Origin of the sequence: Falsiroseomonas sp. CW058 (assembly GCF_050563535.1) — a bacterium.
Taxonomy (GTDB): domain Bacteria; phylum Pseudomonadota; class Alphaproteobacteria; order Acetobacterales; family Acetobacteraceae; genus Falsiroseomonas.
Genome location: NZ_JBNXUO010000003.1, coordinates 212448 through 236669 on the forward strand (window position 1 = coordinate 212448; position 24222 = coordinate 236669).

The following is a 24222-nucleotide window of genomic DNA, read 5'->3' on the forward strand; positions in this document are numbered from 1 at the left end:
CGCCCGTCGCGGGCGCCCCTCTCTGCCCGGCGGGCCTCAGCCGGCCGCCCCGATGCGGGACATGCCGCCCATCCAGGGCCTCAGGACCTCCGGCACGGTCACCGAACCATCGGCTTCCTGGTGGGTCTCCAGCACCGCGATCAGGGCACGTCCCACCGCGACACCGCTGCCATTGAGCGTGTGGACGAAGTCGGTCCCCTTCGCGCCCGCCGCCTTGAATCGCGCGTCCATCCGCCGCCCCTGGAAGTCCCGGCAGTTGGAGCAGGAGGAGATCTCGCGCCAGGCGCCCTGGCCGGGCAGCCACACCTCCAGGTCATAGGTCTTCGCGGCGCCGAAGCCGGTGTCGCCGCTGCACAGCAGCACGCGGCGCCAGGCGAGGCCGAGTTCGGTCAACACCCGCTCCGCGCAGCGCGTCATCCGCTCATGCTCGTCGGCGGATTGCGACGGCGCGGTGATGGAGACCAACTCCACCTTCGCGAACTGGTGCTGCCGCAGCATGCCGCGCGTGTCCCGCCCGGCGGACCCCGCCTCGCTGCGGAAGCAGGGGGTCAGTGCGGTCAGCCGGATCGGCAGGGCAGCCGCGTCGAGAATCGCGCCGCGTGCGAAGTTGGTCAGCGGCACCTCGGCGGTCGGGATCAGCCAGCGGCCATCGGTGGTGCGGAACAGGTCCTCGCCGAATTTCGGCAACTGGCCGGTGCCATGCATCGTCGCGTCGTTCACCAGCAGCGGCACGGCGCATTCGGTGTAGCCGTGTTCCCCGGTGTGCAGGTCCAGCATCCACTGGCCGAGCGCGCGTTCCAGCCGCGCCAGCGCGCCGCGCAGGACGGTGAAGCGGCTGCCGGCCAGCTTGGCGGCGACCGCGAAATCCATGAGGCCGAGCGACTCGCCGATCTCGAAATGCTGCCGCGGCGCGAAGTCGAACGCCTTCGGCTTGCCGTGGACATGCTGCACGACATTGGCCGTCTCGTCCCGGCCGTCCGGCACCTCGGCATCCAGCATGTTGGGCAGGGTGGCGAGGAAGCTGTCGCGCGCCGCCTCATGCGCGTCCGGGGTCGCGGCGGCCGCAGCGTCCATCGCCGCCTTGACCTCGGCTTTCAGCCGCTCCGCCTCCGCCGTGTCGCCGGCCTTCATCGCGGCGCCGATGCGGCGGGAGAGTTCGTTGCGGGTGGTCTGGGCAGCCTGGGTGACGCGCACCGCCTCGACCCGCAGGTCGTCGAGGCGCAGCGCCTCGGCCGCCGCCGGCGCCATGCCGCGCCGCGCCAGCGCCGCGTCGAAACCGGCCGGATCGGCGCGCAGCGCCCTGATGTCGTGCATATGGATGCAGCCCTGTCCGAATAGCTCGCGGGCGGGGCTAGGGAAGGTTTCGCGGGCCGTCAAGCGCGGCCGGGCGTCAGACCCTTTGCAGCCTCATGACCAGCTCGACCGTGTCCAGCTCGCCATCCCAATAGGCGATGAGGGCCGCCTGGTTCAGCAGGATCCAGGCACGAACGGCGCCCAGGTCCTGCGGGTCGAGATGGCCTGCGAGAAGCGTCGGCTCCGGCCGGATCGCGACCACGGCCGCGTCCTCGATCACCATGCGGTCGCCACCCTGCCGGGACACCTTCACCCGCGCATCGTGGCGCGCATTGCCGCGCGGCGAAACCCACACGGTCATGGGAAGCCCGGTCGAACGCGGGTGCAGGTTGGCCATCTCGAAGGGGTCGTCCTGGTCCGGCGGCGGACTCACGTCCCGTCCGGCAGGAAAGCCAGGAGGCCCGGTCATGAAGCCGAAGGACGTCATGGAGGGAGGATATCCGATTCCCGCAACTTCCGTCCAACGCCCGGCGGCGCCGGAAGTCGCCGGCTCCTCAGCTTCCCTGCTGCCCTTCCTTCTTCTGCCCGCGGAGCATCCAGGACGCGGTGATGATGGAGATCTCGTAGAGCAGGATCAGCGGGATCGCGAGGCCGATCTGGCTGATGATGTCGGGCGGCGTGATGACCGCGGCCACCACGAACATGATGACGATGGCGTAGCGCCGGCCCTTCTTCAGCGTCTCCACGCTGACGATGCCGACCCGCGCCATCAGCGTCAGCAGCACCGGCAGCTGGAAGGCGATGCCGAAGGCCAGGATCATGTGCATGACGAGCGAGAGGTATTCGCTGACCTTCGCCTCCAGCTGGATGGCCACCGTGGTGCCGTCCGACGGCGTCTCGAAGCTGATGAAGAACTTCCAGGCGAGCGGGAAGATGAAGTAGTAGGCCAGCGCCGCCCCCGCGACGAACAGGAAGGGCGAGGCGACGAGGAAGGGCGTGATGGCCCGCTTCTCGCTTCGGTACAGCCCCGGCGCGATGAACAGCCAGAGCTGCGTCGCCCACATCGGGAAGCTGAAGAAGGTGGCGCCGAAGAAGGCGACCTTCAGGTAGGTGAAGAAGGCCTCGTAGAGCGCGGTGAAGATCATCCGCCGCTCCTGCCCGCTTTGCGAATGCAGGATGTCGGCCAGCGGGGCGGCGAGGAAGCCGTAGATCTGGCGCGAGAAGTAGTAGCAGACCGCGAAGGCGATGATGAAGGCGCCGATCGACCAGAGAAGCCGCGTGCGCAGCTCCATCAGGTGCTCGATCAGCGGCATCGGCTTGTCGTCGATCGTGTCGTTCTCGTCACGCGGCACGGCGGCGGCCCCCAATGGCACTCGGCTGGTCAGATCTTGGTGCCGGCGGGCGGCGCCGGCGGGGTCGCGGCCGGCGGCGGGACGAAGGCGGGCGGCGGCGGCGCCTCGGCGGCCGGGGGCGGCGGGCTTGCCACGGGCAGCGGCGGAAGCGTGCCGGGCGGGATGAAGGCCGGCGCGGCGGGCGGCGGAGGCGGCGCGGCCCCGATGGCGTCACCCGCGGGCGGCGGCGTCACCGCGGCGCCGGTGGCAGGCTTCGCGTCCCAGGCATCCTTCAGCGGGTTGCCGATCGGATCCTCGGCGAAGGTCTTGCGGATCGACCCATCCTTGTCGATCTCCTTCTCGACCACGCTGCGGAAGTCGAAGCTGCGGATCTCGTTGATCTGGTTCCGCACATCCTCGAGCTTGGCCTCGCGCACCACCTCGTCCACATGGCCCTGGAATTCGCCGGCCATGCGGCGCAGCTTCTGGATGCCCTTGGCGATGCCGCGCACGGCGTCGGGCAGGTCCTTGGGGCCGATGACGACCACCGCGACCACCGCGATCAACGCAAGCTCCGACCAGTCCAGACCGAGCATGTGTCCCCTTCCCCAGCCCCGGACGCCGATCCGGGATGCGGGGCGCTTCCGTTAGCAGGATCGCCGCGCGCCGCCAATGCGCGCCGCCCGACAAGCCGTATCTAGGGAGCGTCCGGCGGGAATACGAAGGCCCGTTCGGTATCCATCGCGACCCCGACCCTCTCCCCCCGCGTCAGCCAGGTGCCCGGCGGCAGGCGGGCATGGAGGTGCAGCAGACCCCCCTGCCCATCCGCCACCGCCAGGTGGACGAGGGTGGTCGCCCCCAGCAGCCGGCAGGCTTCCACCTCGGCCGGCGTCGCGCCCGGCGCGCCGGCGTCCAGCACGCGCAGGCCCTCGGGGCGCAGCAGCACCTCGGCCGGGGCGCCCTCCTCGGCCGCCAGCCCCGGTCCCGGGCTGCGGTTGCCGAGGGCGACGGGGCCGATCGGCGTCTCCACCCGCCCCGCCGCGAGCCGCGCCGGCAGGCGGTTCACCTCGCCCAGGAAGGTCGCGACGAAGCGCGAGGCGGGGGAGAGGTAGAGCTCGGCCGGCGTGCCGAGCTGCTCGATGCGGCCGAGATTCATCAGCGCGATGCGGTCGGCCATGAACATCGCCTCCTCCGCATCGTGGGTGACGATCAGCGTGGCGATCCCCGCGGCCTGGAGGACATGCAGCGTGTCGTCGCGCACCTGTTCCCGCAGCCGGGCGTCGAGGCTGGCGAAGGCCTCGTCCAGCAGCAGCACCGCCGGGCGCGGCGCCAGCGCGCGGGCCAGCGCCACGCGCTGCTGCTGCCCGCCGGACAGCATGTGCGGCCAGGCGGTCGCGTAGGCTTCGAGCCCGACGCGGGCCAGCGCATCCATGATCCGCCACTTGCGCTGCCCCCGCGGCACCATGCGCAGGCCGAAGGCCACGTTCTCCTCCACCGTCAGGTGCGGGAACAGCGCGTAGTCCTGGAAGACGAAGCCGACGCCGCGCCCCTCTGGCGGCGTCTCCCGCCCCGGCTCCGCGATCAGCGCCCCGCCCAGCGTGATGCGCCCGTGCTGCAGCGGCTCCAGCCCCGCCGCCAGCCGCAGCAGCGTGGTCTTGCCGCAGCCCGAGGGGCCGAGCAGGCACAGGATCTCCCCCGCGCCGACATCCAGGTCCAGCCCGCGCAGCACCTCGCCCCGTTCGGGATAGGCATGGCGGATCGCTTCGAAGCGGATGCTCAACTTTCCCGTGCCCCCGGCGGCGCGTCGGGGGGCGGCGGGTCGGCCTCCGCGGCCCCGTCACTCTCCGACTCGGCCGGCGCCTCCATGGCGGAGAGCAGCGGCGCCGCGGCCTCCGCGCTCACCAGCTCCTCCCGCTTCGGCAGGTCGCGCAGCGAGGCGAGGCCGAACTGCTCCAGGAAGCGCGGCGTGGTGCCCCAAAGCGTGGGTCGGCCCGGCACCTCCCGGTGGCCCTTCGGCGCGACCAGCCCCTGTTCCAGCAGCGATTCGAGCGTCGCCTGCGACAGGCCGGCGCCGCGTATCTCCTCGATCTCGGCGCGGGTCACGGGCTGGTGCCAGGCGATCACGGCCAGCGCCTCCATCGCCGCGCGGGGCAGGCGGCGCGGCACCTCCACCACCCGCGTCAGCGCGGGCGCCAGGTCGGGCGCGGTGCGCAGCGCGACCCCGCCCGCGACCTCGGCCAGCACCACGCCGCGGCCCACCAGGTGGCCACCCAGCGCCGCGAGCACCGCCGCAGCCTCCTGCCCCTGCGGCAGCACCGCCTGAAGCCGCGCGGGCTGCACCGGCCGGTCGGAGGCAAACAGCAGCGCCTCGGCGATGCGGAGCGCCTCCGGCGTCACCTCCGCCGCCTTGGCGGGCGGCGCGGCGCCCTCCTCCGGCTCCCCCGTGTCGGGCGGTTCAGGCGACGCGGGCATCCGGAAGCTCCTCGCGGGCTTCGCCGCGGCGCAGCAGGATGGGGCCGAAGGCCCGGTCCTGCCGCAGTTCCAGCGCACCGCCCCGCGCCATCTCCAACCCCGCGACGAGCGTGCTGGCAAGGGCCGCGCGGCGTTCCACGGCATCGAGCGCGCCCAGCACCTCGCCCTCCGGCAGGAAGCGTTGCAGCACCGCCCAGCTCGGCATCTCCCCCAGCGCCCGCTGCATCCGCCCGATCGCGTCCTGCACGGTCCAGAGCCGGCGGGGCTTCGGCCGGTAGGGCCGCCGCGCCAGGGCCCGCCGCCGCGCCGCGACATAGGCCTGGCACAGCGCGGGAAGGTCGGCGCGCAGGCCCGAACGGTCCTCCACCCTCAGGCTTTCCGGCGCGCCGCGGGGGAAGACGTCGCGGCCAAGCTGCGGGCGCGCGGCAAGCCAGGCGGCGCCGGCGCGCATCCGCTCCAGCTCGGCCAGGCGGTCGGTCAGGCGTTCGGCCAGTGCCTCCGGGTCGTCGGCCGCCGTCTCCTCCCTCGGCAGCAGCAGGCGGGACTTCAGCCAGGCGAGCCAGGCGGCGGTGACCAGCCAGTCCGCCTGGATTTCCAGCCGCAGGCCGCGCGCCTGCTCGATCACCGCCAGGTACTGGTCCACCAGCGCGACGATGGAGATGCGGCCGAGATCGACCTTCTGGCTGCGCGACAGTTCCAGCAGCAGGTCGAGCGGCCCCTCGTAGCCGTCCAGCCGCAGGTGCAGCACCGGCTCGGTCATCGGTCAGCCCCCATGGCCGGAGAGGAGGAACATCAGCCGCACGATCGGCGCCGCCACCTCGCGCTGGAGCCAGCCGAGCGGATCGGCGCCCGGAATGACGTAGGGCACGAGGAAGATGAGGCCGATCACCAGCAGCAGCCCGAAGCGTTCGGTGCGCGCTACCAGCCGCGCCGCCGGCGCCGGCAGGACGCCGACCAGGATGCGCCCGCCGTCGAGCGGCGGGATCGGCAGCAGGTTGAAGCACGCCAGCAGGACGTTGAAAGACATGCTCAGGGCCGCCAGGCGCAGCAGCCATTCCGCCCAGCCCCCAGGCAGCGAATCGACCGATGCGATCACCCCATGGGCCGAGAGGCCGAAGGCCCAGGCAAGGGCGAAGTTGACCGCCGGCCCCGCGGCCGCCACCAGCACCATCCCCCAGCGCGGATTCCGCAGCCGCCAGATATCCACCGGCACCGGCTTGGCCCAGCCGAACATCGCCTCCACCCGCCCCATCGTCAGCAACTGGCTCGCCAGCAGCAGCCCAGGCAGCAGCAGCGTCCCCACCGGGTCCACATGCCGCAGCGGGTTGAGGCTGACGCGGCCGAGCCGCGCCGCCGTGTCGTCGCCGAGCGCCCGCGCCGCATAGCCATGCGCGGCCTCGTGCAGGGTGATGGCGAGGATCGCGGCGATGGCGACGGCGGCGATCTCGGCCAGGAAGGGCGCTGTCATCGCCCGCCCTTACCCCCTCCCACGCCGCAGGGCGAGGCCCCGCCCGGCCCTCACGCGGTCGCCGCCAGCGCGGACTCCCGCAGCGCGAGGAGGGCACCCGGGTCGAGTCGCCGCCGCGCCGCCAGCATCGCCGCCCGCGCCGCAGCCACCCTCCCTGCCGCGCGGTCCGACAGGACCGGGCAGGCGCCCAGCACCGCGGCCGTCTCCTCGATCCGGCCGGTGCAGTGCAGCACCAGGTCGCACCCCGCCGAGATCGCGGCGCCGGCCAGGTCCCCGCCCAGCCCTGCCACCGCCCCCATCGCCAGGTCGTCGGACACCAGCACTCCATCGAAGCCGATCTCGCCCCGGATCACCTCGCCGATCACGGTGGGCGACAGGGTCGCGGGGCGGGATGCGTCCCAGGCGGCATAGAGGATATGCGCCGTCATCGCCCAGGCACCGGATGCCGCGAGGTCGCGGAACGGCGCGATGTCCGCCGCCAGTTCCGCCGCCCCGGCCTCGACGCGCGGCAGGCTCTCATGGCTGTCGACCAGCGCCCGGCCATGGCCGGGGATGTGCTTGATCACCGGGATGCAGCCCGCCGCGTGCAGGCCGCGCACCCAGGCCGCGCCCAGCCGCGCCACCTCGGCCGGGGCGGCGGAGAAGGCGCGGTCGCCGATCACCTCATGCGCCCCGGGCAGGCGCAGATCGAGCAGCGGCGCGCAGACCACGTCGAGCCCCGCTTCCGCGCAGGCGGTGCCGAGAAGGGCGGCATTCGCCTCCGCTGCCACGGAATCCAACCCTTCGAAGGCGGCGGGGACCGGGTGCTCGGCCCAATGGGGCGGGCGCAGCCGGGCGACCCGGCCGCCTTCCTGGTCCACCAGGATGGGCGCGTCCCCGCCCAGTTCCTCCCGCAGCGCGGCGGTCAGCGCGCAGAGCTGCGCGGGGCTTTCGACATTGCGGCGGAACAGGATGGCGCCGAGCGGACGGCAGCGCCGGAACAGCGCCGCCTCCTCCGCGGTCAGGGCGGTGCCTGATACGCCGACCACGGCGGCGAGCGGAGGGGCTGCCATGCGCCTCAATCCCCCATGGGCCGCGCGGCGGCCATCGCCGGACGGCTCACCGGACCGGCACGCAGGCGCCGCCGCGGGCGCGCACCTGCTCGCAGAACTGCGCGGCCGCGTCCTGGTCGGGCAGGCCCGAGGTGCGGAGGCGGAACAACGGCGCCTGCCCCTCGCGCTCCAGCCGCATGACGACGGGCTGGCGGCCCTGGAACAGCTCCGGCGCACGGCGCGAGAGGCGGTCCCATTCGGCGCGGGCCGCTTCCTCGCTGCCGAGGGCGCCGAGCTGCACCTGGACCCGCCCGGTGGTCGGGACCGGGCGCGCGGCCGGCGCGGCGGCGGGCTGCGCGGCAGGTGCGGCCGGTTGCGGCGCCGCAACCTGGGCGGGCGGCGCCGCGGCCGGGGCGGGTGCGGCGGCCTGGGGCGGCGGTGCCGGGCGCGGTGCGGGTGGCGGGGCGACGGCGGCGCGCAGCCCGTCGATGTTCGGGGTCTCGGCAGGCGGGGCGAGCGTGGCCGGCCGGCCGGCCTGCGCCGGGGTCTGCGGGCGCTGGCCGGCGCGTTCCAGGACGAGTTCGTTCTGGTTCGGCACGCGCAGGCCGCCCGCATCGGCGGGGCGCACCTTGAAGGGCCTAGGGTCGGCCTCGATCACCGGCACGCTGCGGGCACCGATCTTGCCCACCGCCCACCAGCCGGCCGCGCCCGCGGCCGCCACCGCCACGATTCCCCCGGCTGCCGCCAGCATCCGCCACGGCATGCGGGAGGCTTCCCGGTGGACGCGGTAGCTCGGGACCACCGCGTCGCTCATCGCTCGAATCGCATCCCGGTCATCGCATCTCCTCGACGGGGTCCACCCCCATCACCGCGAGGCCGGATCGCAGCACCACCGCCGTGGCGGCGACGAGCGCAAGCCGCGCCCGCGTCGCCGCCGGGTCATCCGGACGGATGAACCGCAGCGTCGTGTCCGCATCCCCCTTGTTCCATAATACATGAAAGTCGGCGGCCAAGTCTTGGAGAAAAAACGCGATTCGGTGCGGCTCCCGCGCCATCGCCGCAGCTTCCACGGTGCGCGGCCAGCCGGCCATGCGCCGGATCAGGGCCAGCTCGGCCGTGTCCGCCAGCAGGTCGAGCGGCGCCCCTGCCAACTCCGCCAGGGTCGGGTCGCCGGCCTTGCGGAGCACGCTGCGGCAGCGGGCATGGGCGTACTGGACGTAGAAGACCGGGTTGTCGCGCGACTGCTCCACCACCTTGTCGAGGTCGAATTCCATCTGCGCGTCTGCCTTGCGCGTCAGCATGGTGAAGCGCACGGCGTCGCGCCCCACCTCGTCGATCAGGTCGCGCAGCGTCACATAGGTGCCGGCGCGCTTGCTCATCCGCACCGGCTCGCCGTTCTTCATCACATGCACGATCTGCGTCAGCACGACGTCGAGCGTGACCTGCCGGTCCGACAGTGCCGCGACCGCGGCCTGCATCCGCTTCACATAGCCGCCGTGATCCGCGCCCCAGACCTGCACCAGCTGGGGAAATCCGCGTTCGATCTTCGCCAGGTGGTTGGCCACGTCATTCGCGAAATAGGTGCCGGAGCCGTCGGACTTGCGCAGCGGCCGGTCCACGTCGTCGCCGAACCGCGTCGCGCGGAACAGCGTCTGCTCCCGCGGCTCCCAGTCCTCCGGCGTCTTGCCCTTGGGCGGCTCCAGCACGCCGCGGTAGATCAGGTCCTTCGCGGCCAGCGCGGCTTCCGCCTTCCCGAGCCAGCCCTCGGCCACCACCTCCCGCTCGCTCACGAAGACATCGTGCCGCACGCCGAGCGCGACGAGGTCCTCCCGGATGGCGGACATCATGGCGGTGACGGTGAAGTCCCGCACGGTGTCGAGCCAGTGGGACGCGCCCGCCGGCATCGCCCCCGGCTCCGCCAGGCTGTCCTTGAAGATCTGGCGCAGCGCCGCGCCGACGGGGATCAGGTACTCGCCCCGGTACTGCAGCCCGCCGGGGATGGACTGCGCGTAGTCCTCCTCGGTCATCGTCGTGCCGAGCGCCTGGAGGTAGCGCCAATAGGCTGCATAGGCGAGGGCGAGCACCTGCGCGCCGGCGTCGTTGACGTAGTATTCCCGCGTCACGTCGAAGCCCGCCTTGCGCAGCAGCAGCGCCAGCGCGTCGCCCACCACGGCGCCGCGGCAATGGCCGACATGCATCGGGCCGGTCGGGTTGGCGGAGACGTATTCCACGTTCACCCGCACCCCCTGCCCCAGGCCGCTGTCGCCATAGGCCTCGCCCGTGCGCAGCACCACCGGCAGCAGGTCCCGCAGGAAGGCGTCGCGCAGCTTGAGGTTGACGAAGCCCGGCCCCGCCGGCGCCGCGCCTTCCACCATCGGCAGCGCGGCCAGCCGTTCGGCCAGCTGGGCAGCAAGCTTGGGGGGCGGCATCCGGGCCAGCTTCGCCACCACCATCGCGGCATTCGTCGCCATGTCGCCATGCGCGGCTTCCCGCGGAGGCTCGACCAGCACGCGCGCCGTCGCCTCCTCCGGCAGGTCGGGCAGGATGGCGCGGAGCGCGGCGACGACATGCGCGCGCATGACGGCGAAAAGGTCGGACGGGGCGGTCATGTCGTGTCTTCCAGGGAAACGGGGATTCGGGCCTCAGCCCGGGATGGTCGGGTCGGTCATCCGCCTGTGCTCCTCGAGAGCGAAGCGGTCCGTCATGCCGGCCAGGTAGTCACAGACCGCGCGGGCGGCGGCGGTGCTGCCGGCCTCCCCCGCACGGGCCTGCCACCAGGGGGGAAGCTGGCGCGGCTCGCCATGCAGCAGGCTGAACATCATCTGGAGCGCCCGCTTGCATTTCTGCGTCGTGCGGTTGACGCGCCAGTGGCGGTACATGCGCTGGAACAGGAAGGCGCGCAGTTCGTTGTTCGCCTCCATCATCGCATCGCTGAACGCCACCACCGGGCGGTCATGCGCGCGGATGTCGTCGGCGGAACGGGGGCCGAGCGCGGCGATGCGGCGCCGCGCCTCGGCCACCGTGTCGTTCACCATGGCGTTGATGACGCGGCGCACCACCTCCCCGGTCGCGCGGTCGCGCGGCAGGTCGGGGTTGGCGCGCCGCGCGGCCTCATGGGCCTCGCCCACCAGCGGCAGCGCCGTGGCCTCCTCCAGCGTGAACAGGCCGGCGCGCACGCCGTCATCGAGGTCGTGGTTGTTGTAGGCGATGTCGTCGGCCAGCGCCGCCACCTGCGCCTCCGCGCTCGCATGGGTGGAGAGTTCCAGCGGGTGCAGCCGGTCGTATTCGGCGATGTAGGGGGCGGGGCGGCGCAGCGGGCCGTTGTGCTTGGCCAGGCCCTCCAGCGTCTCCCAGGTGAGGTTCAACCCGTCGAAGCCGGCGTAGCGCGTCTCCAGCAGGGTCACGGCCTTCAGCGACTGCGCGTTGTGGTCGAAGCCGCCATGCGGCTTCATCATCGCGTCCAGCGCATCCTCCCCCCCATGGCCGAAGGGCGGGTGGCCGAGGTCGTGCGCCAGCGCCAGCGCCTCCGCCAGGTCCTCCTCCAGCGCCAGTTCGCGGGCGATGGAGCGCGCGATCTGCGCGACTTCCAGGCTGTGGGTCAAACGGGTCCGGAAATGGTCGCCCTCATGGTAGACGAAGACCTGCGTCTTGTACTGCAGCCGCCGGAAGGCGGTGGAGTGGATGACGCGGTCGCGGTCCCGCTGGAAGGGCGAGCGCGCGCCGCCGCCGGGCTCGGCATGCAGCCGCCCGCGGGAGGAGGACGCCCGCACCGCCCAGGGGGCGAGCCCGTCCGGCAGCCGCATCGGGTCCATGGGCATCGCCCTACCACCGGGCCATGACGGTGGAAAGCGCCGCCGCGCCCCCCTATCTTGTGACGGCCATGGACCAGGTCAGCCAGATTCCCTTCCGCGTCACCCCCCGCGCCGGCGCGCAGGTGGCCGAGATCGCCGAACGCGAGGGCAAGCCCGGCGGCGGGCTACGCCTGGCCGTCGATGCCGGCGGCTGTTCCGGCTTCCAGTACAAGTTCGGGCTGGAGGACGCGCCCGCCCCGGACGATCTGGTGGTGGAAGCCGGGCCGGGCCGCGTCTTCGTGGACCCGGTCAGCCTGGAACTGCTGGCCGGCGCCGAGCTGGACTGGGCGGAGGAGCTGATCGGCGCCCATTTTGCGGTCCGCAACCCGCAGGCCGTCAGCTCCTGCGGATGCGGGACGAGCTTCTCGGTCGGTTGATCGCCGCGCGGCGGGCGGGCACTGTGCCGCCCGCATGATCCGCCTCGCCACCTTCAACGTGAACTCGGTGCGCCGGCGCGCCGGGCATGTCCGCCGCTTCCTGGAGCGGCGCCAGCCCGACCTGCTGTTCCTTCAGGAGCTGAAGTGCCGGACGGAGGAGTTCCCGGCCCTCGAATTCGAGGGCACGGGCTACCGGGTTCATGCGGTGGGGCAGCCGGGCGGGCGCAACGGCGTGGCCGTTCTCGGCCGCATCCCCTTCGAGGTGGTGACCGATTCGCTGCCCGGCGACGAGGCGGATGCCCAGGCCCGCTACATCGAGGTGCGGGCCGCCGGCCTGCACGCGGCGGGCATCTACCTGCCGAACGGCAATTCCGGCGGCGAGGATGGCTATGCCTACAAGCTGTCCTGGATGGGGCGCCTGCGGGCAGTGGCGGCGGCGCGGCTCGACTCCTTCGCGCCCTTCGCGGTGCTGGGCGACTTCAATGTCTGCCCGACCGCGCTCGACCTCGCGCCCGGCGCGCTGCCGGCGACCGATGCGCTGGTGCGCCCGGAAAGCCGGGCTGCCTACCGCGCGATCGAGAATCTCGGCCTCACCGACGCGCTCCGCGCGCTCCATCCGGGTGAGAGGGTCTATACCTACTGGGACTACGGCCCGGCCTTCGAGCGCAATGCCGGGCTGCGGATCGACCACGCCCTGCTCAGCGCGGAACTGGCCGAGCGTCTTGCGGGGGCGGAGGTGGACGTGGCCCCACGGGCGGAGGAAAGCCCGTCCGACCATACCCCGGTCGTCATCGAACTCGACGGCTGACGGCGCCTACCAGCGGCGCCAATGCCCCGGCGGGCCGTAGTAGCCCCGCGGAGGTCCCCAGTGGCGATAGGGCCGCGGATAGGGGCGCCAAGCCGGCGGGGGCGGGCTGTAATAGGCAGGCGGGGCCACGTAGACGCCGCCATAGACCGGCGGGCCGACATCCGCCGCCACCACGCAGCCGCCGAGCGGCAGCGCCGCCAGCAGCAGCAGGATCGGCCGGACACGCATCGCGGGATGCCTCCAGGACCCGGCGGCTGGATTGCCGCCGGACAGCTTCGGGGTGAACGCGCCCGCAGCCCGGGCGGCGTGGCCGGAAGGCGCCGGGCGCCCTCCGCTCACCACCACGTCACCAGCGGCGGTCGTGCCAATGGTGGCGGGGCGGGCCCCAGCCGCGATGGTCGCGCCAGTGGTGGCGGGGCGGCGGGTAGTAGGGGCGGTAGACCGGCGACGGTCCCCAGTGCCGGGGGGGCGGCGCGTAGTGGCGGCCGCCATGGCCGTATCCGTAGCCGTAGCCATACCCGTAACCGCCGCGGTGGTCGCGCACCGGGGTGATGTCGCCGGCCAGCGCGGCGCCGGAGCCGAGCGCGAGCGGCAGCAGCAGGAGAAGGCTTCGAAGGCGTCGCATGGCGGGGTCTCCCGCGCGGCGGGGATGTTGGCCGCCGCTATGAGGCAGGAAACACCCCGCAGATGCCGCCGGAAGGGCGGGATCGGGGCAAGTCAGAGGCGTATGGGGCGCCGCCGTGGCAAGGCACCCGGCGGCCGCCCGCCCCCCTGCGGCGGCGCGGCAGGCGATGCCGGGTTCAGCAGGGGCGGGCCATGCGGCCAGTCGCCGGCCTTCAGCGCCGCCTCGATCCGGCGCGCGGCCTCGCCGGACGCGCAGGGCAGGGCCGCGTAGAGCATGCCCCCGCGGATCGCGTCGCGCAGCAGCGCATCGAAGGACAGGGCACCGCGCCCGATCGCCTGCAGCGCCTCGGCGGACAGGTTCGGCATCACCAGCCGGTCGGCCACGTAGATGCAGAACTGGTCGCCGGACCGCCGGCCGCCGGCATGGGAACCGAGGCGGCTGCGCAGCCCGGCCGCACCCTCCCCGGCGCCCGCGATCCCGGCATAGAGGAACCGCGCCGCACCGTCCCACACGGTGTAGGCGCCCGGGCCGGACAGCGGGACGGCGATGTCCGGCCAGTCGGCGAAGGGGCGCGCGGCATCCGGCCCGAGTGCCGCATGCCACCCCTCCGCCTCGGCCGTCGGGTCACTGGTCGGCGTAGACGTGGCTTTCCTCCGCGGCGCCGGGATGGGTCACCGCGCCCTGCGCGGCGGGGCCCACGGTCTGGGCGTATTTCCACAGCGCGCCGGAGGTGTATTGCGTCTTCCGCGGCGTCCATTCGGCGCGGCGCTTCGCCATCTCGGCCTCCTCGACCAGCACGTCGATCGTGCCCGCCTCCGCGTCGATGACGATGCGGTCGCCGTTCCGCAGCAGCGCGATGGGCCCGCCGACCGCCGCTTCCGGCCCGACATGGCCGATGCAGAAGCCGCGCGTCGCGCCGCTGAAGCGCCCGTCGGTGATGAGCGCGACCTTGTCGCCCATCCCCTGCCCGTAGATCGCCGAGGTGGTGGACAGCATCTCCCGCATCCCCGGCCCGCCCTTCGGCCCCTCGTAGCGGATGATGATGACGTCGCCCGGCTTGTAGGCGCGCATCTCCACCGCCTTGAAAGCGTCCTCCTCGCAGTCGAAGCACAGCGCCGTGCCCTCGAATCGCAGCGCCTTCATGCCCGCGATCTTCACGATCGCGCCCTCGGGCGCGAGGCTGCCCTTCAGCGACACCACGCCGCCGATGGGCGAGACGGGGTCGGAGGTCGGGCGCACCACGTCCTGGTCCTTCGGCACGATCACCTCGCGGTGGTTCTCCGCCAGCGACCGGCCGGTGACCGTGATGGCGTCGCCCCGGAGATACCCGCCTTCGAGCAGCGCCTTGATGATGACCGGCACGCCCCCGACGTTGAAGACATCGAGCGCGACATACTTTCCGCCCGGCTTCAGGTCGGCGATGTGCGGCGTCGCGCGCATGATCTCCGCGACGTCGTGGATGTCGAACCTGATCCCCGCCTCATGCGCGATGGCCGGCAGGTGCAGCGCGGCATTGGTGGAGCCGCCCGTGGCGCCGACGATGGCGGCGGCGTTGAACAGCGCATCCTTCGTGACGATGTCGCGCGGGCGAAGCTGGCGGCGGATCAGCTCCACCACCGCCTTGCCCGACTGCACCGCCCAGTAGTCGCGGCTCTGGTCCGGCGCCGGCGCACCGGCGGAGCCGGGCAACGCGAGGCCGATCACCTCGGAGATGCAGGCCATGGTGTTGGCGGTGAACTGCCCGCCGCAGGCGCCGGCACCGGGGCAGGCATGCTCCTCGAGCTCCTGCAGCTCCTCGTCGGACATGTTGCCGGCGGCGTGCTGGCCGACCGCCTCGAAGACGTCGAGCACCGTCACGTCCCGCCCGCGGTGCCGGCCCGGCATGATGGAGCCGCCATACATGAACACCGACGGCACGTTGAGCCGGACCATCGCCATCATCAGGCCGGGCAGCGTCTTGTCGCAGCCGCCGAGGCCGACCATCGCATCATAGCAGTGGCCGCGCATCGTCAGCTCGACGCTGTCCGCGATGACATCGCGCGAGGCGAGCGACGCCTTCATGGACTGGTGGCCCATGGCGATGCCGTCGGTCACCGTGATGGTGGTGAATTCGCGCGGCGTGGCGCCGGCTTCCTTGACGCCCACCTTCACCGACTGCGCCTGGCGCGAGAGGGCGATGTTGCAGGGTGCGGCCTCGTTCCAGCAGGTGGCGACGCCGACGAAGGGCTGCTCGATCTCCTCCTTCGTCAGGCCCATCGCGTAGTAGTAGCTGCGATGCGGCGCGCGCTCCGGCCCCACCGTGGTGTGGCGGCTCGGCAGCTTCGACTTGTCCCACTTGGTCATGTTCGCCCGCGTCCCCTGCCCGGCCCCTGCGCCCCGGACCCATGCGGGGCTGGCCAGGCTCGCCCCCTGCCTGCCACATCACGGCCTTGCGGGGTAGGGGGGCGGCTGGCGTAGGCTGGCGGGGCTGCCCAGATCGGAAGGCGCATGGCTGAACGGATCATTTTCCCCACGCTGCCGTTGACGGTCGTCGAATTCATCCCCTGGGCCGAGGCCCAGCCCTCCGGCCGCTTCGAACTGCTGGCCGGCGAGGTCGTGGCGATGGCGCCGGAGCGCGTCCAGCACCTGCGCGCCAAGGGCAACGCTTACACCGCCTTGCGCCAGGCTATCCGGTCAGCCGGCCTCCCTTGCGAGGCGTTGCCGGACGGGGCGATGGTGCGGGTCGATGATGACACCGCTTATGAGCCGGATGTGACGGTCATCTGCGGTGCGCCGCCGGCCGCGAACGAGGTCGTGGTCAGCAATCCGACGATCCTCGTCGAGGTCACCTCGCCTTCGAACAGCCGCGTGGACCTGACGACGAAGCTCGCCGACTACTTCCGCATCGCCTCGGTGCGGCACTATCTGGTGGTCCATCTCGCCCGGCGGCTGGTCATCCATCACCGGCGGGACGAGGACGGCGCCATCGCCACGCGAATGCTGCCGGGCGGCTCGCTCACCCTCGACCCGCCCGGCATCACGGTCGGGGTCGAGGACCTGTTCGCGGCGTAGCGCCCCTACCCCGCCGCCAGCAGGAACCCCACCCCCAGCACCAGCCCCACCACGGCGCCCGCGGCCTGTGCCTGCGGGCGGGTCAGGCGGCGGCCGGCGACGATGCGCCTCGGCAGCATCTCCGCCGCCAGCACCACCGGGGCCGAGAACAGCAGGATGGCGACCAGCAGCCGGAGCGTGCCGCCATCCATGGCCGCTCAGCCCGCGATCCGTGCCAGCGCGGCGTCGAGCCGCGCCATCTCGGCCTGCGCCGCGGCCAGCCTCTCCCGCGTCTCCTCCACCACCTCCTCGGCGGCGCGGGAGACGAAATCGGCGTTGCCGAGCTTGGCGGAGAGCTTCCTCGCCTCGCCTTCCGCCGCGCCGCGGGACTTCGCGAGCCGCGCGCGTTCCGCACCGAGGTCGATCACCTCGGCCAGCGGCAGCATGACGGTCGCTTCCTCCACCACCACCTGCGCTACGCCCTTCGGCGCGGCACCGTCCAGCGCCCGCACCTCCGTTGCGCGGCCAAGGCGGCGGATCGCCTCGATCCAGCGTGCCGCGCGCTCCATCGTGGCGGCGGAGGCGCCCTGCAGGAGCAGCGGCACGGTGACGGAGGGCGGCACGTTCATCTCGGCCCGCGCGCCCCGCACCTCGCCGATCAGCTTCACCACCCAGTCGAGTTCCGCCCGCGCCGCCTCGGCCTCCGCCACCGGCGCGGCCTCGGGCCAGGGGGCGCGGATCAGGCTGCATTCGGGGCCGTAGCCGAAGCGGTGCCACAACTCCTCCGTCATGAAGGGCATGGCGGGGTGCAGCAGCTTCAGGATGGTGCCGAAGACATGCTGCGCGGCGCCCTTCACCTCGGCCTTCTCCGCGCCATCCGGGCCGTTCAGCACGGGCTTGGCGAATTCGATGAACCAGTCGCAGTAGGTGCCCCAGACGAAGCGGTAGGCACCGGCAGCGTATTCGTCGAAGCGGTAGGCTTCCAGGGCGGCCGTGCAGTCCGCCACGGCGCGGTTCGCGGCATCCAGCACCCAGCGCGCGAGCGGCGAGGCCGCCTTCGCCGGATCGAAGCCGGCATCGGCGGCGATGCCGTTCATCTCCAGAAAGCGGGCCGCGTTCCAGATCTTGGTGCCGAAGCTGCGGTAGTCCTCGACCTTCTTGCGGCCGAGCTTCACGTCCCGCCCCGGCCCGGTGAGGGAGGCGATGGTGAAGCGCAGCGCATCCGCGCCATAGGCCTCGATCAGTTCCAGGGGGTCCATCACGTTCCCCTTGGACTTCGACATCTTCTGGCCCTTCTCGTCGCGGACCAGGCCGTGGATGTAGACGTGGCGGAAGGGCACCTCGCCCATGAAGTGGATGCCCATCATCATCATGCGGGCGACCCAGAAGAAGATGATGTCGAAGCCCGTCACCAGCACGCTGCCGGGGTAGTATTTGGCAAGCTCCGGCGTCCTCTCCGGCCAGCCGAGCGTGCTGAAGGGCCAGAGCGCGCTGCTGAACCAGGTGTCGAGCACATCGGGGTCGCGCGCCAGCGGCACGTCCCGGCCGAACTTCGCCCGCGCGGCCGCCTGCGCCTCCTCCTCGGTGCGGGCCACGAAGACCTCGCCGTCCGGCGCGTACCAGGCCGGGATCTGGTGGCCCCACCACAGCTGGCGGGACACGCACCAGGGCTGGATGTCGCGCATCCAGGCGAAGAAGGTGTTCTCCCACTGGCGCGGCACGAAGACGGTCTGGCCGGTTTCCACCGCCTTGACCGCCGGCTGCGCCAGCGTCTTCGCATCCACGTACCACTGCAAGGTCAGCCGCGGCTCGATCGGCACGCCGCTGCGGTCGCCATGCGGGACCTGGTGGGTGTGCGGCTCGATCCTGTCGACCAGGCCCATCTCCTCCAGCCGCGCCACGATCGCCTTGCGCGCCGCGAAGCGGTCCTGCCCGTCGAGACCGCGGACGAAGGCGGGGTCGCCGCCATCCTCGGACAGCGCCGCGCCGATCTCGGCCAGCGTCACCTTCGCATCGGCATCCAGCACCGACGGCATCGCCAGCCCGTGCCGGCGCGCCACCTCGAAGTCGTTGAAGTCGTGGGCGGGGGTGATCTTCACCGCGCCCGTGCCCTTCTCCGGGTCGGAATACTCGTCCGCCACCACGGGGATGCGGCGCCCCGTCAGCGGCAGCACGACGTGCCGGCCCACCAGGTCGCGGTAGCGGTCGTCGTCGGGGTGGACCGCGACCGCGGTGTCGCCCAGCATCGTCTCCGGCCGGGTCGTCGCCACCACCAGGAAGCGCCCCGGCTCGCCCTCCACGGGGTATTTCAGGTGCCAGAGATTTCCCTTCACCTCCCGGCTCTCCACCTCCAGGTCGGAGATGGCGGTCTGGAACACCGGGTCCCAGTTCACCAGCCGCCGGTCGCGGTACAGCAGCCCCTGCGAATGGAGCGTGACGAACACCTCCGCCACCGCCTTCGACAGGCCGGCATCCATGGTGAAGCGTTCGCGCGGCCAGTCGAGGCTGGCGCCGAGCCGGCGCAGCTGCCGGGTGATCGTCCCGCCGGACTGCGCCTTCCACTCCCACACATGCTTCAGGAAGGCGTCCCGCCCCATCGCGCGGCGGTCCTGCCCCTGGCCGGCCAGCAGGCGTTCCACCACCATCTGGGTGGCGATGCCGGCATGGTCGGTGCCCGGCTGCCACAGCGCGTCGCGCCCCTGCATCCGCCGCCAGCGCGTCAGCATGTCCTGGACCGACATGGTCAGCGCGTGGCCGATATGCAGGCTGCCCGTGACGTTGGGCGGCGGGATCATGATGGTGAAGGGCTGCGCCGGGGAGGCCGGGTCGCAGGCGAAGGCGCCGGAGCTTTCCCAGCCCTCGTACAGACGGGGCTCCACGGCGGCGGGGTCGAAGGTCTTGTCGAGCATGGCGGCATCCCTTCCGCGCGGGGGGGCTGCCGTCAAGGCCTGTCCGGCGCATTCGCCCGGGTCCGCCCCCATCCCTCCCCTCTCCCCTCCCCTCGGCGGGTTACACCGCGCGGACGGCCTCGTACACCTCCTCGTCCTCCGGGCTTCGGTGCAGTTCGAAGCCGAGGGCCTTCACGAAGGCCAGCATCGGCGCGTTGTCCGCAAGCACCTGGCCTTCGATGCGCACCATCCCGGCCGCCTTCGCCCATTCGAACAGGCGCCGCATCAGGTGGCTGCCGAGGCCCTGGCCCTTCATCTGGCGGTCCACCACCACGGCGAATTCGCCGCTCTCGCCCGCGCCCTCACGGATCAGCCGCGCGACGCCCAGCAGGTCCTCCGCCCCGTCGGGGCGGGGGCGCGCGGCGACGAAGGCCATCTCCCGGTCGTAGTCGATCTGCGTCATCCGCGCGATCTGCTCGCGCGGGAGTTCGCGGATCTGGCTGAAGAAGCGCCACCGGATGTCCTCCGGCGTCAGGCGGCGGAACAGCTCGCCATGCGCCGCGGCATCCTCGGGGCGGATCGGGCGGATGGTTAGCGCCTCGCCGGACTTCGCGACCCAGGGCGCAACCCATTCCTCGGGATAGGGCGGGACGGCGAGCGTCGTGCGCTCCCCCGCCGGGCGCAGCGTCAGCGTCGCATCCGCGGCCAGCACGCCATCGGCATAGGCGAAGAGCGGATTGACGCCGAGCGTCGCGACCTCGGGGAAGTCCACCGCGATCTGCGACAGCCGCACCAGCGCCTCGGCCACCGCGTCCATGTCGGCGGGTGGATGGTCCCGGAAGCCGGCCAGCAGCTTCGCCGCCCGCGTCCGCGCGATCAGCCCGTGCGCGAGCGCATGGTTCAGCGGCGGCAGGTCGAAGCCGGCATCGCCCAGCAGGTCGGCCGCGGTCCCGCCCAGGCCGAATCGGATGAAGGGGCCGAACATCGCGTCGTCGCCCAGCTGCAGCCGCAGCTCCTCGGCCCGCGCCGCCTGGCGCTGCACCAGGAAGCCCGACAGCCGCGCCCCGGGGCGGAGCGTCTGCAGCCGCGCCGCCATCGCCTCCGCCGCTTCCCGCACCGCGATGGTGCTGCGCAGGCCGAGCGCGACGCCGCCGACCTCCGTCTTGTGCGCGATCTCGGCGCTGCGCAGCTTCAGCACCACCGGGAAGCCCAGCCGCGCCGCCGCGGCCACCGCCCCGCTGGCATCGGCGGCGGCGCGCCATTCGACGACCGGCATCCCATAGGCCGCCAGCACCGCAAGCGCCTCGTCCTCCGACAGGGTCAGCCGCCCCTCGGCGCGCACGCGCGCGAACAGCGCGGCGACCGAGGCGCGATCGGGCGCGACGGACACCACCTCCCGCCCCGGCAGTTCCGCCGCCGCGGCCCGGTTCTGCCGGTCGTGCCACAGATGCATCGCGCCCCGCACCGCGGCCTCGGGCGTCGGGAAGACCGCCAGGTTCGCATTCGCCAGCGCGTGGCGCTGCACGCCCGCGGTGGCCTGGCCCGCCCAGCAGACCAGCACCGGCGCCGCCCGCGTGGCCTTCGCCGCAGCACCCAGCCCGGCCGCCACCATCGCCGGCGTCTCGCCGCCCACCGGCGCATGCACGGCCACCACGGTGTCCACCTCCGGCACCGCGGCCAGCGCGGCCGCGGCCTCGCCCAGCGCGGTCCCGGCGAGGGGCCCGAGGATGACGGGGTTGCGCCCGCGCCAATTGGCGGGCAGCGCCACCGCCAGGCTCGCCAGCGCCTCCGCCGGCAACTCGGCCAGCCGCGCCCCGCCCGCCAGCACCGCATCCGCCGCCAGGTGGCCGAGCCCGGTCGAATTCGCCACCACCGCGATGCGGTCCCCCGCCCCGCCGCGCGGCGACAGCTTCACCCGCGCCAGCGTCTCGGCGGCCGAGAGCAGGTCGTCGAGGCCACTGACCCGCAGCACCCCCGCCCGCCGCAGCGCCGCGTCCATCACCGCGTCCGCGATGCCCGACGGGTCCTGCAGCAGCCCCCCCGCCCGGATCGCGACGACGGGTCGGGACCGCGCGGCGGCCCGCGCGGCGGAGATGAACAGCCGCCGGTTCTTGATACGCCGGATGTCGAGCAGGATCGCCCCCGTCCCCGGATCGCGCGAGAGCCAGTCGAGCGCATGGGCGAAGCCGAGATCGGCATTGCCGCCGATGCCGATGACATGGCTGAACCCGACGGCCTCGCTCTCTGCCCAGTCCAGCACCGCGCGCGCCAGCGCCGAGGACTGGCTGACCAGCGCCAGCCGCCCCCGCCGGGGCGCGAGATGCGACAGCGATGCGTTCAGCCCGATGGCCGGCACGCAGATGCCGAAGCTGCCCTGCCCCAGGGCACGCACGCCGCTGCGCTGCGCGATCGCCCCGAGGTCGGGCGAGGCCGCCGGGACCACCGCCGCCGGGCACCCCGCGGCGCCGAGCGCCATCATCGCCGCCTCGACCCGCTCCGGTGCGAGCGCGACGATGCCGAGGTCGGGCGGCGCGGGCAGGCGATCCAGCCCCTCCGCCTGTTCCATCCCCTCCGCCGCCATGCCGACGATGGAAAGCCGCCCCTTGAAGCCCGCCGAAGTGAGGTTGCGGGCCAGCAGCCCCGACATGTGCAGGGCGGGGTCGGCCACCAGCACGACGTGGCGCGGGCGGTACAGCGCCTCCTCGCGCTTGCGGCCGGGACTGCCAAGGGTCATCACAGGGGGCATGGTGCGCCGCAGCATGAGGGGGAGGGTCGCCCTCTGCAACCCGATCGGGGCCGGGGGGTTGCCGGCCGTGGCCGGGCGCCGTCCGATACGGGGGCACCACCGGAGTCTGCCCGATGCCCGCCCAGGACCCCCGCTGGGACCCCGAGATGCTGGCCTTCCAGTCGCTGATGGAGGCGGAAGGCGCGAAGCTGCCGCCCGTCAGCCTCTCCCTGCCGCTCGATGCCGCGCGGGAGGTCACGGAAAGATTGAACGTCCCGCTCTCGGCCGGCGGGCCGGCCATGGCCGCCAGCGCGGATCGCTGGCTGCCGGTCCGCGGGCGGCGCCTGCTGTGCCGCCTGCATCGGCCGACGGAGGCGCCCGGCCTGCCGGTGCTGGTCTACATCCATGGCGGCGGCTTCGTCTGGAACAGCATCGACACGCATGACCGCCTGATGCGCGAATACGCCGCGGGCGGCCGCTGCGCGGTGATCGGCCCGGACTACGCGCTGAGCCCGGAGGCCCCCTTCCCCGTCGCGCTCGAGGAATGCGCGGCGGTGGTGCGCTGGGTGGCGCGGCACGGCGCGGAATGGGGCCTCGACCCCGCGCGCATCGTGGTCGGCGGCGACAGCGCCGGCGCCAACCTGGCGATGGGCGTCGCGCTGCTGTTGCGGGAGACCGACCCCGCGCTGCGGTTGCGCGGCCTGCTGCTGAACTACGGCGTCTTCGACGCCGACCTCGATACGCCGAGCTACCGCGAATTCGCCGAGGGCTATTTCCTGACGCGGGAGAAGATGCGCTTCTACCTCGACTGCTACCTGCCGCGCGCCGCGGACCGGCTGAACCCGCTGGCCAGCCCGCTGCGGGCCGACCTGCGCGGCCTGCCGCCGGTGCTGCTGCACATCGCCGAGCTCGACGTGCTGGCATCCGAGAACCTGGCGATGGGCGACAGGCTGCGCGCCGCGGGCGTCACGGTCGAGCAGGAGGTCTTCCCCGGCACCGCGCATGGCTTCCTGCGGTCGCTGAACCATGTCGCCGCGGCGCGGCGCGCGGCGGCGGGCGGGGGCGGGTGGCTCGGCCGCGTCCTGGCGTGAGGCGCGCCCGCGCTACCCGGCGGAGAGCGCCCGCTTCGCCACCTCGGCCAGCCAGCCGCTCGCGACCGGCAGGATGTCGTCGTTGAAGTCGTAGCCGGGGTTGTGCAACTCGCGCCCGGCCTCGGCCGGGCCGTTGCCGATCCAGACGAAGGCGCCGGGCACCTCCTTCAGGAACCAGGAGAAATCCTCCCCGGTCATCGCGGGGGTGACGTGTTCGCGCGTGTCGGACACCGCCTTCGCCGCCGCGGCCGCCAGGTCGCGTTCGGCCGGGCTGTTGGCGGTGACCTCGACCCCCTGCTTCCAGCCGACGGCCGCCTGCACGCCGAAGGTGGCGGCGATGCCCTGCGCGATGCGGTGGATGCCCTCGTGGATGGCGCGGCCGGTCTCGTCGTCGATCCAGCGGGCGCTGCCCTTGATGACGACGCGGGCCGGGATCTGGTTCTGCGCCTCCCCGCCCTCGATCACCGTGAGGCTGACCACGCCGCCCGTCATCGGGTCGAGGTTGCGGGCCACCACGGTCTGCAGCGCGACGATGCAGTGCCCCGCCGCCACCATCGGGTCGCGTCCGAGATGCGGCAGCGCGGCATGGGCTGCGTGGCCGTCGAAGGCGACCTCGAACCGGCAGCCTGCAGCCATGACCGCGCGGTCATGCACGCCGATGGTGCCGGCGGGCAGGCCGGGCCAGTTGTGCCAGCCGAAGATGCGTTCCATCGGGAAGCGGCGGAACAGGCCGTCGGCCAGCATGGACCGCGCGCCGCCGCCACCTTCCTCGGCCGGCTGGAAGACGAGATGGACGGTGCCGGTCCAGCCCTTGTCCTCCAGCAGCAGCCGCGCCGCGCCGAGCAGCGCGGTGGTGTGGCCGTCATGCCCGCAGGCATGCATCACGCCGGGGATGGTGGACCGGTGGGGCAGGCCCTCATTCATTTCCTGGATGGGCAGCGCGTCCATGTCCCCGCGCAGGCCGACGCTGCGGTTGCTGTCGCCGCGCTTCAGCGTGGCCACCACGCCGTGCCCGCCGACACCCTCCGCCACCTCGGTCACCCCCATCTCCCGCAGCCGCGCCGTGACGAAGGCGGCGGTCTCGCCTTCCCGCAGGGTCAGGCCGGGATGGGCATGGAGGTGGCGGCGCCAGGAGGTGAGGGTCGCGGCGAGGGTCGGATCCATGCCACAACACTTAGCCCCTCCGGGCCTTCGGCTCCATCCCTGGCCGTGGCAACCATTGCCGCCGCCGG

24 protein-coding genes are annotated in these 24222 nt (G+C 73.0%); 4 read left to right on the plus strand and 20 right to left on the minus strand.

The window, feature by feature from the left end:
- Positions 1-36: 36 nt before the first annotated feature.
- From serS to ACK8OX_RS04470, 12 genes are all read right to left on the minus strand, one after another.
- The gene (serS, locus tag ACK8OX_RS04415; protein ID WP_430662706.1) at positions 37-1314 is read right to left on the minus strand and encodes a serine--tRNA ligase; all 1278 of its coding nucleotides are present in this window, start codon (positions 1312-1314) and stop codon (positions 37-39) included.
- A 76-nt stretch (positions 1315-1390) separates the two neighbouring features.
- Positions 1391-1780, minus strand: coding sequence for a DUF4160 domain-containing protein (locus tag ACK8OX_RS04420; RefSeq protein WP_430662707.1), 390 nt, complete (start codon positions 1778-1780; stop codon positions 1391-1393).
- A gap of 67 nt (positions 1781-1847) precedes the next feature.
- On the minus strand, positions 1848-2645 hold the full coding sequence (tatC, locus tag ACK8OX_RS04425; protein ID WP_430662708.1) for a twin-arginine translocase subunit TatC: 798 nt from the start codon (positions 2643-2645) through the stop codon (positions 1848-1850).
- Between the two features lie 29 nt (positions 2646-2674).
- On the minus strand, positions 2675-3220 hold the full coding sequence (gene tatB, locus ACK8OX_RS04430; RefSeq protein WP_430662709.1) for a Sec-independent protein translocase protein TatB: 546 nt from the start codon (positions 3218-3220) through the stop codon (positions 2675-2677).
- A 101-nt stretch (positions 3221-3321) separates the two neighbouring features.
- Positions 3322-4404, minus strand: a complete 1083-nt coding sequence (locus ACK8OX_RS04435; protein ID WP_430662710.1) for an ABC transporter ATP-binding protein — start codon at positions 4402-4404, stop codon at positions 3322-3324.
- Positions 4401-5096: an SMC-Scp complex subunit ScpB gene (gene scpB, locus ACK8OX_RS04440; protein WP_430662711.1), complete on the minus strand. Its 696-nt coding sequence runs from the start codon at positions 5094-5096 to the stop codon at positions 4401-4403. The genes ACK8OX_RS04435 and scpB overlap by 4 nt, the downstream gene beginning before the upstream one ends.
- Positions 5080-5856 (minus strand): segregation and condensation protein A, encoded by a 777-nt coding sequence (locus tag ACK8OX_RS04445; protein WP_430662712.1) that lies wholly within the window; start codon positions 5854-5856, stop codon positions 5080-5082. The genes scpB and ACK8OX_RS04445 overlap by 17 nt, the downstream gene beginning before the upstream one ends.
- 3 nt (positions 5857-5859) lie before the next feature.
- Positions 5860-6564: a site-2 protease family protein gene (locus ACK8OX_RS04450; RefSeq protein ID WP_430662713.1), complete on the minus strand. Its 705-nt coding sequence runs from the start codon at positions 6562-6564 to the stop codon at positions 5860-5862.
- Between the two features lie 50 nt (positions 6565-6614).
- On the minus strand, positions 6615-7616 hold the full coding sequence (gene nagZ, locus ACK8OX_RS04455; RefSeq protein WP_430662714.1) for a beta-N-acetylhexosaminidase: 1002 nt from the start codon (positions 7614-7616) through the stop codon (positions 6615-6617).
- 46 nt (positions 7617-7662) lie between these two features.
- Positions 7663-8409, minus strand: a complete 747-nt coding sequence (locus ACK8OX_RS04460; protein WP_430662715.1) for an SPOR domain-containing protein — start codon at positions 8407-8409, stop codon at positions 7663-7665.
- Positions 8410-8428: 19 nt separating this feature from the next.
- The gene (gene argS / locus ACK8OX_RS04465) at positions 8429-10204 is read right to left on the minus strand and encodes an arginine--tRNA ligase (RefSeq protein WP_430662716.1); all 1776 of its coding nucleotides are present in this window, start codon (positions 10202-10204) and stop codon (positions 8429-8431) included.
- A gap of 33 nt (positions 10205-10237) precedes the next feature.
- A complete protein-coding gene (locus tag ACK8OX_RS04470; protein ID WP_430662812.1) occupies positions 10238-11398 on the minus strand; it encodes a deoxyguanosinetriphosphate triphosphohydrolase in 1161 nt (386 codons plus the stop codon).
- A 77-nt stretch (positions 11399-11475) separates the two neighbouring features.
- Here ACK8OX_RS04470 and ACK8OX_RS04475 point away from each other — a divergent pair, with 77 nt between their 5' ends.
- Both ACK8OX_RS04475 and xth read left to right on the plus strand, forming a co-directional pair.
- Positions 11476-11823 (plus strand): HesB/IscA family protein, encoded by a 348-nt coding sequence (locus ACK8OX_RS04475; protein ID WP_430662813.1) that lies wholly within the window; start codon positions 11476-11478, stop codon positions 11821-11823.
- 37 nt (positions 11824-11860) lie between these two features.
- A complete protein-coding gene (gene xth / locus ACK8OX_RS04480; RefSeq protein WP_430662814.1) occupies positions 11861-12631 on the plus strand; it encodes an exodeoxyribonuclease III in 771 nt (256 codons plus the stop codon).
- A gap of 6 nt (positions 12632-12637) precedes the next feature.
- On the opposite strand, the gene ACK8OX_RS04485 is transcribed toward xth, so the two are convergent.
- The 4 genes from ACK8OX_RS04485 to ilvD form a co-directional block, all read right to left on the minus strand.
- Complete coding sequence (locus ACK8OX_RS04485) at positions 12638-12859, minus strand: hypothetical protein (protein WP_430662717.1); 222 nt, start codon at positions 12857-12859, stop codon at positions 12638-12640.
- A gap of 118 nt (positions 12860-12977) precedes the next feature.
- Positions 12978-13256 carry a hypothetical protein gene (locus ACK8OX_RS04490; protein ID WP_430662718.1) on the minus strand — a complete coding sequence of 93 codons (279 nt, stop codon included), beginning with the start codon at positions 13254-13256 and terminating at the stop codon, positions 12978-12980.
- A gap of 92 nt (positions 13257-13348) precedes the next feature.
- Complete coding sequence (locus tag ACK8OX_RS04495) at positions 13349-13768, minus strand: hypothetical protein (protein ID WP_430662719.1); 420 nt, start codon at positions 13766-13768, stop codon at positions 13349-13351.
- A 112-nt stretch (positions 13769-13880) separates the two neighbouring features.
- Positions 13881-15599, minus strand: a complete 1719-nt coding sequence (ilvD, locus tag ACK8OX_RS04500; protein ID WP_430662720.1) for a dihydroxy-acid dehydratase — start codon at positions 15597-15599, stop codon at positions 13881-13883.
- A 144-nt stretch (positions 15600-15743) separates the two neighbouring features.
- On the opposite strand from ilvD, the gene ACK8OX_RS04505 reads away from it, so the two are divergent.
- On the plus strand, positions 15744-16307 hold the full coding sequence (locus ACK8OX_RS04505) for a Uma2 family endonuclease (protein WP_430662721.1): 564 nt from the start codon (positions 15744-15746) through the stop codon (positions 16305-16307).
- Positions 16308-16312: 5 nt separating this feature from the next.
- Here ACK8OX_RS04505 and ACK8OX_RS04510 read toward each other — a convergent pair whose 3' ends face one another.
- The 3 genes from ACK8OX_RS04510 to ACK8OX_RS04520 all read right to left on the minus strand — a co-directional run bounded on the left by ACK8OX_RS04510 (position 16313) and on the right by ACK8OX_RS04520 (position 21908).
- Positions 16313-16498, minus strand: a complete 186-nt coding sequence (locus tag ACK8OX_RS04510; protein ID WP_430662722.1) for a hypothetical protein — start codon at positions 16496-16498, stop codon at positions 16313-16315.
- A gap of 6 nt (positions 16499-16504) precedes the next feature.
- Positions 16505-19195, minus strand: a complete 2691-nt coding sequence (locus ACK8OX_RS04515; protein WP_430662723.1) for a valine--tRNA ligase — start codon at positions 19193-19195, stop codon at positions 16505-16507.
- 100 nt (positions 19196-19295) lie between these two features.
- Entirely contained in the window at positions 19296-21908 is a 2613-nt protein-coding gene (locus tag ACK8OX_RS04520) for a GNAT family N-acetyltransferase (RefSeq protein ID WP_430662724.1), read from the minus strand.
- 125 nt (positions 21909-22033) lie between these two features.
- On the opposite strand from ACK8OX_RS04520, the gene ACK8OX_RS04525 reads away from it, so the two are divergent.
- Positions 22034-22990: an alpha/beta hydrolase gene (locus tag ACK8OX_RS04525; RefSeq protein WP_430662725.1), complete on the plus strand. Its 957-nt coding sequence runs from the start codon at positions 22034-22036 to the stop codon at positions 22988-22990.
- 12 nt (positions 22991-23002) lie between these two features.
- On the opposite strand, the gene ACK8OX_RS04530 is transcribed toward ACK8OX_RS04525, so the two are convergent.
- A complete protein-coding gene (locus tag ACK8OX_RS04530) occupies positions 23003-24154 on the minus strand; it encodes an amidohydrolase (RefSeq protein WP_430662726.1) in 1152 nt (383 codons plus the stop codon).
- Between the last annotated feature and the right edge of the window lie 68 nt (positions 24155-24222).